We start from the raw sequence: 17,781 nt of genomic DNA on the forward strand, positions 1-17,781 counted from the left end.
TGTTGCGAATAACATCGAATGAACTTCCTTTCACAATTCGTTTCAGGCGTTAAGCCAACTTCATTCCGCTGTTCATTAATGCTACCATGTTCAACGAAGCAGTCAGGAACCCCAATTGGCTTCACTCTCATATCGTAAATGCCATGGTTAGCATACCATTCCAGTACAGCACTACCTAAACCTCCGATTGCCGAGCTTTCTTCCAACACGATTACCGGAATGCGATCCTTCCCTAGCTGATGCAGCATCTCGTCATCAAGCGGCTTAACAAATCTGGCATTAATCACTCGAATACGAATGCCTTCTTTGCGCAACAACTCTGCTGCTTCCTCTGCAACCTGTACCATCGGACCGATAGCCAGCACAGCCGCTGAATCTCCATTTCGAACGTTTTCCCACGTTCCTATTGGAATCGGGCTCAATTCGGTGTCCATTGTCACCCCTACAACTGCATTACGCGGATAGCGAACGGCAATCGGGCCTGCGTCATAATCAACAGCCGTCTTCATCATATGACGAAGCTCATTCTCGTCCTTCGGCATCATAATGACCATATTCGGGATATGACGCAAGAATGGTATATCATATACCCCTTGATGCGTCTCCCCATCTGGACCTACGAAGCCCGCTCGGTCAATTGCAAAGATGACATTAGCTTGTTGACGGCAAATATCATGAACAACCTGATCGTACGCACGCTGCAAGAAGGTTGAATACACCGCAAATACAGGCTTCATTCCTTCCATGGCCATAGCGGCGCACATCGTTGCTGCATGCTGTTCAGCAATACCCACATCAATCATCCGGTTCGGATACAGCTTCTCGAACTTCAGGAGGCCTGATCCGCCTGGCATTGCAGGTGTTACTGCTACGATTCGCTCGTCTTGCTCAGCAAGCTCAATGAGCACATCACTGAAAATATCGGTGTAATTCGGTGTGCCCACTGATTTAAGGGGTTGACCGGATTCAATCTTATAAGGTGTCGCTCCATGCCATTTATGGGAATCGGCTTCAGCTGGTGAATATCCTTTCCCTTTGCGGGTTACAACATGGACGAGAACCGGTCCATCGATACGGTCTGCCTGCTGAAAAATGTCCAGAAGCTTATCAATATCATGACCGTCTACAGGACCAAAATATTTCAAGCCGAATTCTTCGAACAGCATGCCGGAGACGACTAGGTATTTAAGTCCGTCCTTCACGCGTTCTGCCGTTTTGGCCAGCTTACCGCCAATAGCCGGAATTTTCTTGAGCAGCTGTTCAACTTCTTCTTTGGCTTTTTTATAGTTGCGGTCAGAGCGAATTTTACACAAATAATTATGTAATGCTCCTACATTTGGCGCAATGGACATTTCGTTGTCATTCAGCACAACCATCAACTTGCGCTTTTCATGGCCGATATGGTTCAATGCTTCCAGCGCCATACCGCCTGTGAGCGCACCGTCTCCAATGATTGCGACTACCCGATTATCCTGACCTTGCAGGTCACGGGACAATGCCATCCCCATTGCGGCGGACAAAGACGTACTGCTGTGTCCGGCTTCCCATACATCGTGTTCGCTCTCTGCACGCTTCACAAAGCCGCATAAACCTTTATATTGGCGCAATGTATCGAACTGATCCTTGCGTCCGGTTAATATTTTGTGTACGTAGGCTTGATGGCCAACGTCGTATAACATTTTGTCCTTCGGACTGTCATAGTAGTAATGTAGGGCAAGAGTTAGCTCAACAATTCCCAAGTTAGATGCTAGATGACCTCCGGTCACTGCCAGCTTTTCAATTAAGAATTGACGAATTTCGGCCGCTAGCGGCTCCAGTTGATCCTTAGACAACTGCTTCAAGTCACTAGGTTGATTAATCTGTTCGAGCAGCACGGGATTTCCCTCGCTTTCGTTGTTTCGATTTGCTGCGTTTCACGGTGAAGAATGAAATTTTGAACTTCGTCTCCAACACGTAGAAACACTTCCCAATTAGCAGGACGATCGGAGTGGCGTAATAAATAGCAAAGGATTTTCCGAGTGCCTTCCCGCCAACCGTCAATGCTGATACGAGTCCTGTGAAGACAACGCTCGTTACCGTCTTCATTACTGCGGAGTCAGCATCCATCGAATATAACAAGTTCGTAACGACTATTGCTGTGGCCGACCCACTGATTACTCCAGTCATATCGCCGATCACGTCATTACAGAAGTTGGAGAATCGGTCTGCGTTACGAACGATTGCGATCGCCTGCTTCGCGCCAGCAACCTTCTCAGAAGCCATAGCGTGAAAAGGTGTCTCCTTCGCTGCCGCTGCAGATAACCCCATCATATCAAAAAACACCCCGATGAGCACGAGTAGGAGCACGATCACCATCCCGATGCCCCAGCCTACTCCCTCCAGCATCGAAGTCGATACGACGGAAAAAATAGCAGCTAGAGCAAATGTGACGATGAAAATAAATACGCTCCACCGAACGGAATGTTTGAAAGAGAATTTCATTGTATGTGATGTTCCATCCTTTATGTGTTAGAACTGTCTGATCAGTACGTAAAGTTGAGAGTGGCAACTTCTCAAGTAAACGCTATGGCTTAGGTCCAGTAGGTTTTCCCAGGTGCTCGCCTCCTCGTCGCCGAGCAGGCCGTTTCCAATTAAGAGCGCCTTGACGTTGTCGCCAATCGCCAGACTGAATTACCACTTAGTCCACACTATAATCCTTAAGAAGCTTCACGCAAGTGAACAGTCTAGGAGTTTTCCTCGAGCAGCCCTGAACCAACCCCTAGCCTCTTTTGCAAGCCAGATTTCATACGGCATACGATTCATGCGTTCTTTGGCCGAAGTCCACCGAATCTACACATCCGCAATCCCCGCAGACTCACTCAAGGCAGGCTACGCTACAAACAAGCCGGGTACGTACATCACGCTTCATAATAGAAAGAAGAATTGCAATGTGCGACTCGTAATGTAGGTTCATACCCCAAGCCGTAATGCGACGCTCGAGGGCGTCATACCACGCACTTGGGCCTCCGCGGAAGCGGGGTCAACGCCCACATGCCATTGTGGATCGCCCCACAACCTTAACTCCCAGCATCAGCCCCCGACTGGGCGTCGAAAGCCAACACCAGGAACTTCATCGATGTGCCCTTTAGCGAATTTTTAGGCCCGCCTTCAACGTTGGTAAGCCGACTAGAATACTGCACCACTCTACGCAAGGCCTATTATATCATAAATAGCGCCTAAATACTCGCCAATTAATGGTCTCGCTTCATCAAATAATCTGCCATGCCAAGCAATAGCTCAGGCTTTTGGAATCCTGCATTCGCAATTGCAGCCTTCGCTTCCTCAGTCAAGCGTTCCACTTCCTGTCTCGATTCTTCAAGGCCAATGAAGTACGGATAAGTAACCTTCCCGCTCTTCTCATCGCTTCCCTTCGGCTTGCCCAGCATGGCTTCATCTCCGATGACATCCAAAATATCATCTTGAATTTGAAAGGCGAGCCCAAGCTTATAACCATAGGTCGTCAGCGCTTGCAGCTGCTGTTCCGATGCACCACCAATCCGCCCGCCTGCGCGGAGGGAGAATACAATAAGATCACTTGTCTTATGCAGATGGATGTATTCCAGCTGATCCAACATCGTAATCCCTTGCTCGCCGAGCATATCAGCAGCCTGCCCACCGACCATCCCGTTCATGCCTGCATACTTGGCCAGTTCCTCTACAATAGACAAGGATACCTCAGCCGCAACACCATGCTGGCGTGTGCTCTGTACAATACAGTAGAAAGCCTGAGTCAACAGACCGTCTCCAGCGAGAATTGCCATGGCCTCACCATAGATTTTATGATTAGTCGGCTTGCCGCGGCGAAGATCATCATCATCCATTGCAGGCAGATCATCATGTACCAATGAGTACGTATGAATCATCTCGATGGCACATGCTACCGGCTCCGCTGCGCGTGTGTTGCCTCCTAAGCTATCACAAGCCATTAACACACATACTGGCCGCAGCCGCTTGCCGCCTGCCATTAACGAATAATGCATCGATTGTGTTAGCGGCTCAGGAGTATTGCGCTTGCTATCCAGCATCTTCGGCAGTATCGATTCAATCCGAGCTGCCTGCTGTTTCACATAATCGGCAAATACTCCAGCCGATTGATAATTAATCAATCGAATCACCCGTCTCCTCTGTTGCATACGGCTGACGCTTCCATTCGCCGTTCTGCTCGGTTACCATCTCTATCTTGCGTTCAACTTGTTCCAGCTTCTCTGAACAAAGCTTAGAGAGCATCATTCCTTCTTGGAACAACTCAATTGATTGTTCAAGAGGCGCGTCTCCGCTTTCTAGTTTGGCAACGATCTCTTCCAGCTTATCCATCGCCGCCTCGAAGCTTAATTGATCAATAGTCTCTTTATTTTCCATGAGAGTTATTCACGCTCTCCTTTCATCGACCATACGTGACAATCCAATTGGCCATCCGATAATTTCACCCGTACTACGTCTCCAGGCTGCACTTCTTCGATCGAGCGGATCAGCTTCGCCTCCTGTTCATCATACACAAGACTATACCCTCTTGACATAATCTTAAGAGGGCTCAGCGCGTCCAACTGTCTAATCATTGCAGCTGTCTCCATCCGCTTCTGCTTCGTGATTGCAGCCATCGACTGAACGAGTTGATGTTGATTGCCATCCAACCGTTTGCGTGCAGCGCGCACTTGATGTACAGGCGTCTGTTCGCGCAATCGACCGCGTAGTTCCTTCCATCGCTGTGAAGATTGGCCTTGCGTCAACTGCAGCCGGTACGTTAGCTGCTCCTGCAAGCGTGCAACCTTATCCGCATGCTTCATCATCAAATGTTCAGGCTTGCGGAACACGACAGATTGCTGTGCCCGAAGCAACCGTTCCTGGTTCTGATTCAAGAAGCGATTCATTGCCGATTGCAGTCTGCGATTTACATGTGTAAGATGCTGCCTGAGCTCTTCCCGGTTCGCTACCGCTAATTCAGCCGCAGCCGTAGGTGTAGGAGCTCGTAGATCGGCAACGAAGTCCGATATCGTAAAATCAGTCTCGTGTCCAACCGCTGAGATGATTGGGATCGTCGATGCAGCGATTGCTCGCGCAACCACTTCTTCATTGAATGCCCATAGTTCTTCTAGGGATCCTCCGCCGCGGCCCACAATCAGCACGTCCACCTCGCCGCTGCGGTTCATCGCCTCGATCGCCTGTGCAATCGATCCAGCTGCCTGCGTTCCTTGCACCAATACGGGGTAGAGCAATACTGCAACACCGGGTTGGCGGCGGCGCAGCGTAATGAGGATATCCCGTACAGCAGCACCTGTAGGCGAAGTAATGACGCCGATTGCAGCAGGATATCGCGGGATACTTCGCTTGCGTTCCTGCCCGAACAATCCCTCCGCGTTCAATCGCTCCTTCAACTGTTCAAAGGCCATAAACAGACTTCCAATTCCATCAGGCTGCATATGCAGCGCATAGAACTGGTATTGACCATCCCGTTCATACACCGTAATATTGCCGCGAGCAATGACCTTCGTTCCTTCCTTCGGACGAAAAGCCAGCTTCTGATTGTGTGAAGCAAACATAATCGTACGTATACGGCTATCAGAATCTTTTAATGTGAAATACATATGCCCGCTTGAATGATGTGTGAAGTTCGATATCTCTCCACGAAGCCATACATCCTGAAGCCTCGTATCGCCCTCCATCTTCATGCGGATGTAGCGGTTTACTTCTTTAATTGATAATATTCGTGCATCGTCGGACACATTGTCTGCCCCCTTTCGTTCCCAATGACAGACAGCGCACAACTATTCGTTGTGCGCAATGTGATGTATTCGTTTGGCGGCCTTGAGTGTATTGAACATGAGCATCGTAATTGTCATTGGTCCTACACCGCCTGGTACAGGTGTAATCGGGCCGCAAATTTCCTTCACATCCTCAAAGTTAACATCTCCAGCCAGCTTACCGTTCTCAAGGCGGTTCATGCCCACATCAATAATGACTGCACCTGGCTTAATATAAGAACGATCCACGAAGTTAGCCCGACCAATAGCAACAACCAAAATGTCTGCCTGTTTCGTAATCTCCTTCATATTGACAGTCCGAGAATGGCACATCGTAACCGTTGCATTCTCACGTTGAAGAAGGAGAGATATCGGTTTGCCTACAATGTTGCTTCTGCCAATGACAACAGCGTGCTTGCCAGCAACGTCAATCTGGTTGCGTTTCAGCATTTCCATAATGCCTGCTGGCGTACAAGGCAATAAGGAGTCATCTCCGATGACCATATTACCGACACTTACAGGATGGAATCCATCCACATCCTTCTCAACGGCAATTGCATCGATGACAGCCTTCTCATCAATATGCTTCGGCAACGGAAGCTGAACAAGAATTCCGTGAATGGAAGGTTCTTCATTCAAGCGATGAACAAGAGCCAGCAGCTCTTCCTGAGACGTATTGGCCGGAAGACGATGTACCTCCGAATTGAAGCCCAGCTCCAAGCATGTCTTATGCTTGCTGTTCACATATACTTGCGAAGCAGCGTCCTCACCAACGAGGACGACAGCCAGCCCTGGCTGTATACCCTTGTCCTTCAACCCAGCGGTCTCCGCTGTAATCTCCTCACGAATTGTACGGGATAATGCCTTACCATCCAATAAAGTTGCTGTTATCATTCTCTGCGCCTCCATCCGAATACTCGACATTGTCATCCAAGCTGAACTTGCTTCTATTCTTCTGTTGTTTCTTCCTTTGCAACTTCCGCAGTGGAAGCTGCGTCCATTTCACGCATCATCTGCCCTAGAACTCCATTGACGAATTTCCCGGACTCGTCCGTACCAAAGTGCTTCGCCAAATTGATGGCCTCATTGATCGCTACTTTAGGGGGGACATCATCGCGATATTTCATTTCGTACGTAGCCAGACGAAGGATCTGTCTATCCACTCTGGACAAACGCTCTACGTGCCACCCTTTCAAATAACGTGCCAGAAGCTCGTCGATCTCGACGTGATGCTCCCATGTAGCTCGTACCCATTCCAATACATGCGCATGCATGGCTTCCGCATGCTCATGCTTAACACCTATTTCATTGTCTTGTGCAGATTCTTGCACAATCATAGCAACGGCCTGATGTGGCGTTACCTCTGTCATTTCAAGCTGGTACAAACTTTGAATAGCCATTTCTCTGGCGATGCGTCTTTTCATGATTTATCCTCCTGCATGTAAAGCATCCGACATGTCGAATTCGTATTCCTTCAATTCACTAGCGCATGCACTCTACTGTTCATCAAGGCAATTGCCAACGTAACTACGATTTTAAGCACTTCGATGCATCTACTTACGATTTATTTGTGAAAAAAATCCTATGAAGCTCCCCGATTCCTTTCCGTCGGCCAGAACCGGCGGTCAAGCAGTCGTTCGGAGCGTCCATAGGACTACTTCAACCTTCTCCAACGTTCAGACATCCACATTCCAATTCGCTGAAACGGGAACAGGGGGCCTAATTTTAGATCCCGCTGTCTGCCGATTGCAAATCCGATGAATACAAGAAGTGCAAAAAATAGCATATCCCAAAAACCAACAATTAGATACAAGATGCCAAAAAAAATGCCCGCCGTGACGCCGAGTAGACGTCCGCCGTGACTCTCCCATATTTCCTTCCACATCGGACAGCTCACCACCTATTCAACGCGCGCTTTAAAGGTTTGCGTCTGCACAATATTTGCAACGTATACCGAAACGTAAGAAACCGGTATTCCGGTAATTTCCTGCACATAATCGCGAACCTGGCGTTGAACATCCTCCGTCATGCTTGGTATCGCCGTCTCCCCGTCCACAACGGTGCGAATCGTGATATCGAGCCCTGATTCATTGGTGCGGATTCGTGCCTTTAAGTCCTTAACACCACGGACGCGCGACGCTGCCTTCAACGCCACGTTCTCGATCGTTTCTATCGATATCTTAATATCACCAATATCGGTGCGTTGATCAATCGATGACATTGACTTCCGCTCACGACGGATAGAAACGTAAACGAAGCGGACGCTAAGCAATAAAATAACGGCCGCAACCGCTATTACTGTTGTTTGCAGCCATAGAGGCTGAGTTGGATCAAGCCGTTCGGGAATGAAGCCTAATGCAGCTAATATGGCTGCTACCGATAACGAACCAATGACCAAACTATACACAAACAACAACAGTCTGTCTACAATTCTGCTCACGCTTGACGATCCTCCTCATGGAATGGCAGTAAACCCCCTGCCACCAGGAGGGGGTTTACTGCCATCATTATTTCACTCGCGTAGATACTTCCGTTTCTTCCGGTTTCTCTTGCGACTTAAAATGCACGTCATGCACATGCACGTTCACTTCAATAACATGAAGTCCTGTCATCATTTCAATGGAGCGCTTTACGTTCTGCTGAATCTCATCAGCAATCACAGGAATGCGGCGACCATATTCTACGATGATGTTCACATCTACTGCAGCTTCACGTTGTCCAACTTCAACCTTAACGCCTTTGGACAAGTTCTTACGGCCAAGTAATTCAGCAATACCGCCTGCAAATCCACCGCTCATACCCGCTACACCTTCTACTTCTATCGTAGCTAGACCAGCGATCACTGCAATCACATCAGGAGCAATCTGAATATTGCCAAGATCAGTACGCTCAAATTCCGGAATAATCGTCTGATTCATCCGTTACACACTCCTCATTATTTTTTGAAAAGAGGCAGTTCTTGTCCGTCATAATCATAACTATAGCATTTGTCTATTTTTATGACAAATCACTCATGATGACGTTCTAGACTTCATGCTCTTCCAGGAACTTAATATCGAAATCCCCTTGCTCGAACTTCGGATGCCGCAGCAACCGTTGATGGAACGGAATTGTTGTATGAATACCTTCTATCGCGAACTCCGCAAGTGCACGCTTCATACGTTCAATCGCTTGTTCGCGAGTAGGAGCCCACACAATCAGCTTCGCAATCATCGAATCATAGTGCGGAGAAATAACACAACCTGGATATGCTGCGCTATCCACACGTACACCCGCTCCTCCTGGAGGCAAATAGAATTGAATTTGCCCTGCGGAAGGCATAAAGTTGCGATCTGGGTCTTCTGCGTTAACACGGCACTCAATCGCCCATCCATTAAGCTGAACATCCTCTTGACGGAACGATAATGGATTGCCTTCTGCTACATGGATCATCTCTTGGATAAGATCAATTCCAGTTATCATCTCGGTAACAGGATGTTCAACCTGAATACGGGTATTCATCTCCATGAAGTAGAAATTGCCGTCTGGACCGAACAGAAACTCCAAAGTACCTGCACCCGAGTAGTCAACAGCGAGTGCAGCACGTACAGCTGCCTCGCCCATCTTCATACGAATATCTGGCGTCAGTACTGGACATGGAGCTTCCTCAACCAGCTTCTGACGTCTGCGCTGCACGGAGCAGTCACGTTCGCCTAGATAAGCTGCATTACCATGCTTGTCTGCGATAATTTGGATTTCAACATGCTTCATGCCCGTTAAATACTTCTCCAAATAAACGCCAGCATTACCGAAGGCTCTCTCCGCTTCCTGTTGTGCTGTCGTAATTTGCTTAACCAGCATCTCTTCATCATCCGCAATTCGGATCCCTTTGCCACCGCCGCCGGCAGTTGCCTTAATGATGACAGGATAACCGATGTCGCGTGCGATCATAAGAGCTTCTTCGATATTCTCAACGAGACCGTCAGAACCAGGAATGACAGGAACTCCTGCATCCCTCATCGTTTGCTTCGCTACAGCCTTGTCTCCCATACGTTCAATCGCATCGGAAGAAGGACCAATGAATGTAATGCCGCATGACTCGCAAATATCAGCAAAGTCAGCATTCTCCGCCAAAAAACCATAGCCAGGATGTACTGCATCACATTCTGTCAATGTAGCAACACTCATTATATTCGTAAAGTTCAAGTAACTGTCTTTGGAAGATGTAGGCCCAATACAGTACGCTTCATCTGCAAGACGTACATGAAGTGAATCACGATCGGCTTCCGAGTAAACTGCAACCGTTGCAATTCCAAGTTCACGGCAAGCACGAATGATACGAACAGCGATTTCACCACGGTTAGCAATTAGAATCTTCTGAAATTTCAATGTTTTAATCCTCCTTGGCTTTACATCTGTTCGGGATGACACCATCCACTAATCCAGCTTCACCAAGAATAAAGGCTGGCCGAATTCAACCAACTGGCCATTTTCTACAAGAATCTCAACAATTTCGCCTTTGACTTCAGCTAAGAGTTCATTCATCAGCTTCATCGCTTCCAAAATACATACGACCGATTTCTCGTTAATTTTATCTCCCGTATTCACGAATGGAGGCGTGTCTGGTGAAGAAGCACGATAGAATGTACCTACCATCGGAGACACAATCTTATGCAATCCCGCCTGCTCCTTCGTGTCGGCAACAACATCTACTGCTGGCTGTGCAGGAGCTGTCTCAACTGCAGCTGCTGGCTGTGCAGGTACAGTTGGAACCGGGGTATATGTAGGCTGTGCAGGAGCTGGCTGAACACTAATGACTTCAGTCTTGCCGGGCTTGCGAATGGAAAGACGATAACCTTCGTTCTCGATTTCCAATTCCTGCACGGAAGTTTGGTCCAACAGCTTGATCAGTTCTTTGATTTCGCCAATCTTGAACAACATGTTTCACTCCTCGTGACAATTGATAAGTCTCTTATAGCAAGGTAGTTTCATACTGCAAATACATGTCCAAAAAGGGAGCGGTAATCCGCAACAGAGATCCGCAAGGACGCTCAGCGCATGCTATCTATGCAGAATATAATACCGAATCTGTTCAGCAGTGCGCACAAGTAGCTGTTAAGCTGCATGCATAGCAGAGTGCCGTGTTGCCGCAGAAGAAATGACATATTCGATGCGACAACCCTTGTGATTGATGCTAGATTCCATGCTGAGAGACCTTCCGTTGCTTTCTCAAAAGTAAGCAGTCTTTTTGAACAACCTCAAAAAAGGACAAACTACAGACGTTAGTATTATAACATAATCGTTCCAAATGGAAAGAGCCCAGTTTGCAACTGGGCTAGATTCGAGTACATTCGCTATTCACTGACATATTCTACAACAATCTTATCTTGAGTCACATTTAAGTCCTTCATAACTTTATCTACAATTTCAACAGCATCCTTGGCTTCCAGCTTACTGCTCTGCACAAGCACTTGATATTTATCATTATCCTGTGTGATGACTGCACTCTGATATTGCTTCTGCAACTCCGTTTCCAGGTTTGCTAATTTTGTCTCGTGCTCTTCCAGTTTGCCCATTTCGTCGTGGATCGCTGCAGTCTTCTCACTGCTGGTTGAGTTCAGGTCACTCATGAGTTTCTCCATCTCTTGCTGATACTTCTCTGCACGCTGCATTTGCAGTTCTTCAATAGAGCTGCGCTTCATTACACCTTCTGCTTCAACCTTGTCCAGCATCGCCTTCTCCTGGTCTTCCTTCGTAGCGGCGCTAGTCTCATTTCCAGCATCCTTGGCTTCCCCATCCTTGCCAGCGCTAGTTGCAGAAGGATTAGTTCCGTCACTCTGGCCGCTGTTCTCCTTAGCTTGGGATGCAGCGTCCTTGCCATTGCCGCTTGGATCAGCACCATGCCCTGTAGATACCTCAGTTACTTTGATTTCCGGCAATTGCCCAACTTCTGTTGCATCGCCTTTCAACGTCTGTTCTGAACGTACATTGTCTACTGTTTGCTTCGCTGGAGCTGATGTGTCTTCCGTAAACAAATAGTACGCGGACAATACGACCATCAAGCTCAGCATAGACACTAACCATATCGTCTGTCTTTTCGTATTCATTCTTCATTACCTCCTAATGTTCATTCAGTTCTCATTCACACTTTTACTTATTGAGCAATTTTGCGTGGAACGACCGATATCCGATAAGCCGGTACATTCAAGCCTTTCTCGACAGCATCGACGACCATCTTCTTCACCGTCGCATTCTCTGCCCCTTTCGCAACGACTATGACTCCCCGCACCTTCGGCTTAATGCGCTTCGTCACAATTGGAGCTTGATTGCCCGAGGATTCCAGCGTCACGATTTGACCATCGCGCGTATATTGGGTAGTGTGCCGCTTGCCGCCGTTCGAATCTGTCTCTTCGGTCTGCTGCTGATTGTCCTTGAAGTTGCGCTGAACAATCAGTTCCTCTGTGGAGTCGATAGTGACAAGCACATCAACTTGTCCGACGCCGACAATTCCCTCCAGAATGCCTTTGACGCGTGCTTCAAATGACTGCTCAATGGACTCGAATACATTCGATGAAGTCTTATCAGATGAATTCTTGGTTTCCATCGAGTCAAAGGCCCCGACAGTCGGAGGCTCTTTGTCTGCGCTACCTCTGCCCCCGAACCACCCTCCGCCGCTTCCTTGAGGCTGGAACGAGCCGAACAATATGAGCGCTGCGCCGACAAGACCGAGCAGGAGCAGCCAGCGGAACGAACGGACGCGCTTGGAACCGTTGCTGCCTTTTCCGATCCACGTTTCAATCTGCTGCAACCATTTCGCCAACATGATCGACTCCTTCGTTATCGAATGGACTTGGCTTACTTGTCCTATTTCACCTATATGCTCCCGTATAAAAAATATGCTTGTTTTCTCATGATTTCCACCTGCATGAGCGCATGACCTAAGGATGGCTGTCCTACAGCTTTGGTTCAACTCGTTTCCACTCCACCTTGATTTGCTCCGCATTCACAATCCAAGAGGTCATCAGTGAGCGTATCGCTTGATTCGCAATCTTGCTGCGATACTGTTCGGCCTCTTCCCCCAGCTGTTCAGAGTATCCTGATGCTGGGATATCCTTCGATTGCTGAGACTGCCCCGTCTCCTGGCCCTCTTGTCCAATCAAGTCTGATTGAATCTGTACTTGATGAACCGGCTTCACAGCCTCCACTGTGCCGTCAGTCTTAACGAAATCTATAGAATCGGTTTCGCTCACAGCAGCCTGTCCGGTAGAAAGAGCAAGCTCTATCCGTTCAATGATTGGTTCCCCCTTCGCATTGCGGGTAAGCTTGACTTGCAACTGCTCCACTTGTACCGGTTCCTCCGAGATGTTCCTCTTCATATCGCTGGCATTTTGAACACTGTGACGAAACGCAAGCGCAAGCTGTTCTTTCATCTGATTGCCGATTTCCGCCTCTGCAAGCCGCAGCGCACTGCCTTCCTGCTCACGGGCTAGCAACTCTCCTTGTCTTCGGATTTCGGTTACACTCGTTGACTGATTTCGCTCTGCAGTTAACGTGGATGACAACGTAGAGTTCCATTCGCCTGCTAATTGATCTGCTAGTCTTGCATCGAACAACTTAAGGACAGGTGATAATAAGGTTAGTAAAATAATTAAGCTAAGCATCAGCTTGACGTAGCGCTGCATCGAGCGATTGGGCAGAAGCAGATCAATGAACGTTGCCAGTAGAACTATCATGATGATCTCTTTCATCCATTGACTTAACCAGCTCATTTCGTTCACTCCATTTCATCCGCGCGGCCTAGCGCATCATAACCGTCACATTGCCTGCCGTAATGAGAATCGTAATTGCTAGAAAGAACATGAGACCGACCGCAGCTAGAGCCGCAAACACATAGATCATGCTCTTGCCGATCGTCTTCAGGCACCCAAGCACAGGTGAATCTCCTAACGGCTGCATAATGGCTGCCGAGGCATTATAGATTAACGCAAGCGTCAATATTTTGATTGCCGGGAAGGCACATAAAAACAGCAAAATAATGACACCTGACAACCCAACCGCATTTTTTACGAGCAGCGATGCGGAAATGACGGTATCCGTTGCATCTGAAAATGCACGTCCAATTACAGGAACGAAATTGCCGGTTATATACTTGGCTGTTCGAATAGATACCCCATCAGTGACTGAGCTCGTAGCTCCTTGCACGGAGATAACGCCCAGAAAGATCGTTAGCAGCACACCTAGCAATCCCACACTGATGCTCCGCATCAAGTTCGCCAGTTGAGTCACCTTGTATTTGTCAGATATGGAACTGACAATATGCAGAATTGCTGAGAAGAACAGAAGCGGAAATACACCGACATAGATCAGTGTTCCGACCAAATGAACCATAAAGATGATGAGCGGATGCATGACTGTAACGGTCACAACATTCCCCATTGAAGCCAGCAGGGTTAGAAGCAAGGGCACCATCGCCATCATAAAGTTAATCATGCTTGATATTGCTTCCTTGGCGAAGCCGATTGCGATCTGGAAGCTGTTAATAGCCAGAATAATGATGACCATATAAGAAATCGTGTAGGCAATTTTACTGACTGTGTTGCGCTCGAAGGCGGTCTGCAGCGTTTCCAGCACCATGCTGAATACGACGAGTATGACAATCGTGACAATTAACTTGCCATTCATAAACACTTCTTGCAGCATAAATTTCCCGATAGCCTTGAACACATTGCTGACTGTCAGCTTCTCACCGCCAGGAAGCAGCAGATCAACAAAATCTGGCATGGCATCTCTAGGAAAGTACCCCCCATACTTGACGAGCAGATCATTCCAGTATCGCTCCACCTCGCCCGTCTGTAATCGCTTCGTCTGCTGCTCGATCCATGCTTCTGTCGCGGCGGGTCTGGCGGGCACTTCTTCTTGGAGCTGCTGCGGCTGTATCACCTGCTTGTCTTCTATCGCAGGAGCAGCGAATGCCGTACCCACGCTGGCGAACAACACGCACAGCAGCAACAGGAGCCATACCCGCTTCCTATAGATCATGTTCCAATGCCGTTCTTGCAATTGAATTCGGTTCATTCGTACTCCACCTTACCTCACGTTAAGCAGGAAGAAGCTTCATTACTGTCTCGATAATGACGCTTATGATCGGGATAGCCAGTACCATGATCAGCACCTTCCCAGCAAGCTCTATCTTAGATGCGATCCCTTCCTGTCCTGCATCCCGAACAATCTGAGCGCCGAACTCTGCAATATAGGCGATGCCAATCATTTTCAATATCGTCTTCAAATAAATGGGCTGAATTCCCGAGCGATCGGCCAAGTCCTCCAGCACTTGAATGACAACTTCGATCTTCCCAATCAAGAACAGAAAAATGGCGATTCCAGCAAAGGTTGAAATGATAAACGCGAACATCGGCTTCTGCTCTTTGACAACCAATACTAGAATGGTCGCCAGAAGCCCGAGTCCTACAACTTGAATGATTTCCATGAAATCACCTGACCTGTATACCTACCGTAATTTTATTGAAATAAGAAGATGGTTTTAATCTCTTGGAATAAGTGATCCAGCAAGCGAACGACCATGAACAAGACCACAACAAAGCCGATGACCGTCACCCAATGAGCCATATCTTCCTTTCCCATTTGCTTCAGCACGGTGTGAATCATCGCGATGATAATACCGATTCCGGCAATTTGAAAAATGGCGCTGACATCTACATTCATCTTCTGGCACCTCAATACATCAAAATTACAACGAGCAAACCAGCTAGCACACCTAGACTGCGAGTCATTTTGCCATAGCGGCTATGATCTTCCCGAGCGCTCCACTCCTCTTGCTCCAGCTGCTTAATCGCAAGCTTGATATGCTTGCTCTGATCCTCTCGATCACTAATTCCAAGCGTAAACCCAAGTTCCTTAATAATTCGGAGGTCTTCCTTCGTTAGCGAGGTATTGCTGCCATATCGTTCCCATGCTTGCTCCCAAGCTTCCCTTGCCGTAAATGATTGTGCTGCGGAATGTTCCATTGCTTGTGATGCGCTGAGGAATATATCGCGCAGTACAGGGGGCATTTGCTGTGCAATATCGTGAAATGCTGCCGATAGCGGGGTGTGCCCGTATATTATTGCGGTTTCCAATCGAGCCAGTGCATGGTGCAGCAGCCGAAGCTGCTTTGGTCTAGCCGCATATGCAGCCGCTTGAACCCAACCTATCCCCGCTGCTGCCGCAACGAGAATTGCTGCTCCTAGCAATTTATACGTGGTACCCACCTCCTCCCTGCACATTCGTTACGATGCTGGGCTGAAGCGCTCGCAGCTTGCCGTCGTACACCTTCCGCTGCCACTGTCTAGCTGTCCTCCGCAGCGTAACAACCCGAGTAAATCCCCCTCCATCAAGCAAGGATGCCATTCCAGGACGTCGAATCACATCCTCTGCGTCCGATCCATGAACAGACGCAATCATCCTTACGCCAGCATGTATGGCCTCTCGCATCGCCTCGTAATCTTCTTCTCTGCCGAATTCATCCACAACGAGCACATCAGGAGACATAGAACGAATAAACATCATTAATCCTTCCGCCTTCGGGCACCCATCTATGACATCTGTTCGATAGCCTAGATGGTAACTAGGCACTCCCTTCGTACAACCGGCAATTTCAGAACGCTCATCTACTATGCCTACCTTAAGCGCCTTCCAGAGCGCCTGTGGATGATTCCAGCAGCCAGAGGAGATAGCCCGAGCCATATCTCGCAGCAGGGTTGTCTTCCCATGCTGTGGAGGGGATACGACAAGTGTGCTATGGATTGTCCGATGCTTGAAATCAAGCAGTTGTGGAATAATGTCGTCGGCTATGCCCATTACTTCTCGGGCAATACGCAAGTTGAAGCCCGTTATATCCCGAAGATGACTAACCCTTCCTTGCGTCAGCACAGTCCGACCCGCTAGTCCAATTCGATGTCCACCAGCTACCGTAATGAACCCACGCCGAAGCTCTTCCTCCATCGTATACAGAGAATGATTCGTTACATAGTCAAGCAACTGAAGGCTATCTTCGCGGTTGGGACGATAGGCTGTATCAGGCTTATCAGTCAATGTGCCTTCCCTAGTCACAAAATAAAATTCCCCCGCTGCACTGACTTCTAGCGGGCGCTCTTGTCGGATTCTCACTTCTTCCAATTCACCTAAGATGCGTTCAGGCAAGCTCAGCAAGATAGAACGAAGCGCGGGAGGCAGCACCGCTGACCAGCTGTATACATTCATCTCTCCCATCCTCCTTGGGTCATCCTCATTATTTTAAGGGAAATAAGGTGCTACCTTGTGTATCCCATATGTATGACCCTTGTCCGGCAAATATGCACCTCGATGGGACTAGTACCGATTGATCCCTATACCCCCGTCCACTACTTCTTCAAAATGCCGATAAGCAAGCACGTAACACCAGCAACAATCCAGGCAATCTTCGTCCAATTCAACTTGTCTGCTATGCCGATCAGCCCAATTGTGGTCGTTGTAATAAGCACGAGCGGCCCTACAAGAGCGAGCAATGAATTGACGGCAAGCGCCTTCTCGGTATCATTTACTTTCAACATAATGAGGGCTACAGCAATCTCCAGAGATCCAGACAGAATGCGCAGTCCCGCCATACTCGCGACGAACTTATCAATCGTCACCGTTCTCCCCTCCTGTACACAATCATGAATCGGAAACATCAAGCGATCCAAGTGACGCAGCCTGTACCATACGCATATTGACACATTGTATGCAGGACAAGACTTGTTTAGAGCAGTAGATCGCGAGAATCTGGCAGATAGACGCTGCTCATACAGGCAACTAGGCACCTGTCAGGTGAGGTATGCATATATTGACTTCATAGTTTGACTATCTTCATGAGATGAGGGAGATTGTAAACCATGAGCTTCACTGACAACCAAGTTGGCTGTTGGCCGAGTCGATTAATTGATCCAAGCGGAATACGCACTGCGAAGCCGCGTACCGCGGGAATGACGATGGTCATGGACAAAGGAAT

The 17,781-nt window shown here is 48.3% G+C and carries 21 protein-coding genes; all 21 read right to left on the minus strand.

The genetic code is table 11. The features are described from left to right. Positions 1-1,874: 1-deoxy-D-xylulose-5-phosphate synthase (gene dxs / locus AZ66_RS17070; RefSeq protein WP_044355933.1), on the minus strand; the 1,874-nt coding region annotated here is incomplete at its 3' end. Then, positions 1,855-2,481 (minus strand): hypothetical protein, encoded by a 627-nt coding sequence (locus AZ66_RS17075; protein WP_021261771.1) that lies wholly within the window; start codon positions 2,479-2,481, stop codon positions 1,855-1,857. The genes AZ66_RS17075 and dxs, both read right to left, overlap by 20 nt. Before the next feature lie 749 nt (positions 2,482-3,230). Continuing rightward, positions 3,231-4,172: a polyprenyl synthetase family protein gene (locus AZ66_RS17080; protein WP_082061633.1), complete on the minus strand. Its 942-nt coding sequence runs from the start codon at positions 4,170-4,172 to the stop codon at positions 3,231-3,233. Then, a complete protein-coding gene (gene xseB / locus AZ66_RS17085) occupies positions 4,138-4,398 on the minus strand; it encodes an exodeoxyribonuclease VII small subunit (protein WP_021261773.1) in 261 nt (86 codons plus the stop codon). The genes AZ66_RS17080 and xseB overlap by 35 nt, the downstream gene beginning before the upstream one ends. A 5-nt stretch (positions 4,399-4,403) precedes the next feature. Continuing rightward, positions 4,404-5,759, minus strand: coding sequence for an exodeoxyribonuclease VII large subunit (gene xseA, locus AZ66_RS17090; RefSeq protein WP_082061634.1), 1,356 nt, complete (start codon positions 5,757-5,759; stop codon positions 4,404-4,406). 42 nt (positions 5,760-5,801) lie between these two features. Then, entirely contained in the window at positions 5,802-6,671 is an 870-nt protein-coding gene (gene folD, locus AZ66_RS17095; protein ID WP_442950302.1) for a bifunctional methylenetetrahydrofolate dehydrogenase/methenyltetrahydrofolate cyclohydrolase FolD, read from the minus strand. A 53-nt stretch (positions 6,672-6,724) separates the two neighbouring features. After that, complete coding sequence (gene nusB / locus AZ66_RS17100) at positions 6,725-7,201, minus strand: transcription antitermination factor NusB (protein ID WP_044355934.1); 477 nt, start codon at positions 7,199-7,201, stop codon at positions 6,725-6,727. 230 nt (positions 7,202-7,431) lie between these two features. Further along, positions 7,432-7,662, minus strand: a complete 231-nt coding sequence (locus tag AZ66_RS17105) for a DUF2273 domain-containing protein (protein ID WP_021252980.1) — start codon at positions 7,660-7,662, stop codon at positions 7,432-7,434. Between the two features lie 15 nt (positions 7,663-7,677). Next, on the minus strand, positions 7,678-8,217 hold the full coding sequence (amaP, locus tag AZ66_RS17110; RefSeq protein WP_021261777.1) for an alkaline shock response membrane anchor protein AmaP: 540 nt from the start codon (positions 8,215-8,217) through the stop codon (positions 7,678-7,680). 67 nt (positions 8,218-8,284) lie between these two features. Then, complete coding sequence (locus AZ66_RS17115) at positions 8,285-8,695, minus strand: Asp23/Gls24 family envelope stress response protein (protein WP_044355935.1); 411 nt, start codon at positions 8,693-8,695, stop codon at positions 8,285-8,287. Positions 8,696-8,801: 106 nt separating this feature from the next. After that, positions 8,802-10,145, minus strand: a complete 1,344-nt coding sequence (gene accC, locus AZ66_RS17120; RefSeq protein WP_021261778.1) for an acetyl-CoA carboxylase biotin carboxylase subunit — start codon at positions 10,143-10,145, stop codon at positions 8,802-8,804. Between the two features lie 48 nt (positions 10,146-10,193). Next, complete coding sequence (gene accB, locus AZ66_RS17125; protein ID WP_028533131.1) at positions 10,194-10,694, minus strand: acetyl-CoA carboxylase biotin carboxyl carrier protein; 501 nt, start codon at positions 10,692-10,694, stop codon at positions 10,194-10,196. Between the two features lie 416 nt (positions 10,695-11,110). Next, positions 11,111-11,863, minus strand: a complete 753-nt coding sequence (locus AZ66_RS17130; RefSeq protein WP_044355936.1) for a SpoIIIAH-like family protein — start codon at positions 11,861-11,863, stop codon at positions 11,111-11,113. A 47-nt stretch (positions 11,864-11,910) separates the two neighbouring features. Then, positions 11,911-12,579 carry a stage III sporulation protein AG gene (spoIIIAG, locus tag AZ66_RS17135; protein WP_044355938.1) on the minus strand — a complete coding sequence of 223 codons (669 nt, stop codon included), beginning with the start codon at positions 12,577-12,579 and terminating at the stop codon, positions 11,911-11,913. A 130-nt stretch (positions 12,580-12,709) separates the two neighbouring features. Next, positions 12,710-13,525, minus strand: a complete 816-nt coding sequence (gene spoIIIAF / locus AZ66_RS17140; protein ID WP_044355939.1) for a stage III sporulation protein AF — start codon at positions 13,523-13,525, stop codon at positions 12,710-12,712. A 28-nt stretch (positions 13,526-13,553) separates the two neighbouring features. Next, a complete protein-coding gene (gene spoIIIAE / locus AZ66_RS17145) occupies positions 13,554-14,831 on the minus strand; it encodes a stage III sporulation protein AE (RefSeq protein ID WP_044355940.1) in 1,278 nt (425 codons plus the stop codon). Positions 14,832-14,853: 22 nt separating this feature from the next. After that, positions 14,854-15,243, minus strand: a complete 390-nt coding sequence (gene spoIIIAD, locus AZ66_RS17150; RefSeq protein ID WP_021261783.1) for a stage III sporulation protein AD — start codon at positions 15,241-15,243, stop codon at positions 14,854-14,856. A gap of 32 nt (positions 15,244-15,275) precedes the next feature. Then, positions 15,276-15,479, minus strand: coding sequence for a stage III sporulation protein AC (gene spoIIIAC, locus AZ66_RS17155; RefSeq protein WP_005546700.1), 204 nt, complete (start codon positions 15,477-15,479; stop codon positions 15,276-15,278). Between the two features lie 11 nt (positions 15,480-15,490). After that, a complete protein-coding gene (gene spoIIIAB, locus AZ66_RS17160; protein ID WP_231586916.1) occupies positions 15,491-16,024 on the minus strand; it encodes a stage III sporulation protein SpoIIIAB in 534 nt (177 codons plus the stop codon). After that, complete coding sequence (gene spoIIIAA, locus AZ66_RS17165) at positions 16,008-17,015, minus strand: stage III sporulation protein AA (RefSeq protein WP_021261785.1); 1,008 nt, start codon at positions 17,013-17,015, stop codon at positions 16,008-16,010. The genes spoIIIAB and spoIIIAA overlap by 17 nt, the downstream gene beginning before the upstream one ends. Before the next feature lie 140 nt (positions 17,016-17,155). Next, entirely contained in the window at positions 17,156-17,425 is a 270-nt protein-coding gene (locus tag AZ66_RS17170) for a YqhV family protein (protein ID WP_021261786.1), read from the minus strand. Positions 17,426-17,781: the final 356 nt, after the last annotated feature.

The sequence above is a fragment of the Paenibacillus sp. E194 genome (genome assembly GCF_000935845.1).
Lineage (GTDB): Bacteria > Bacillota > Bacilli > Paenibacillales > Paenibacillaceae > Paenibacillus_B > Paenibacillus_B alvei_B.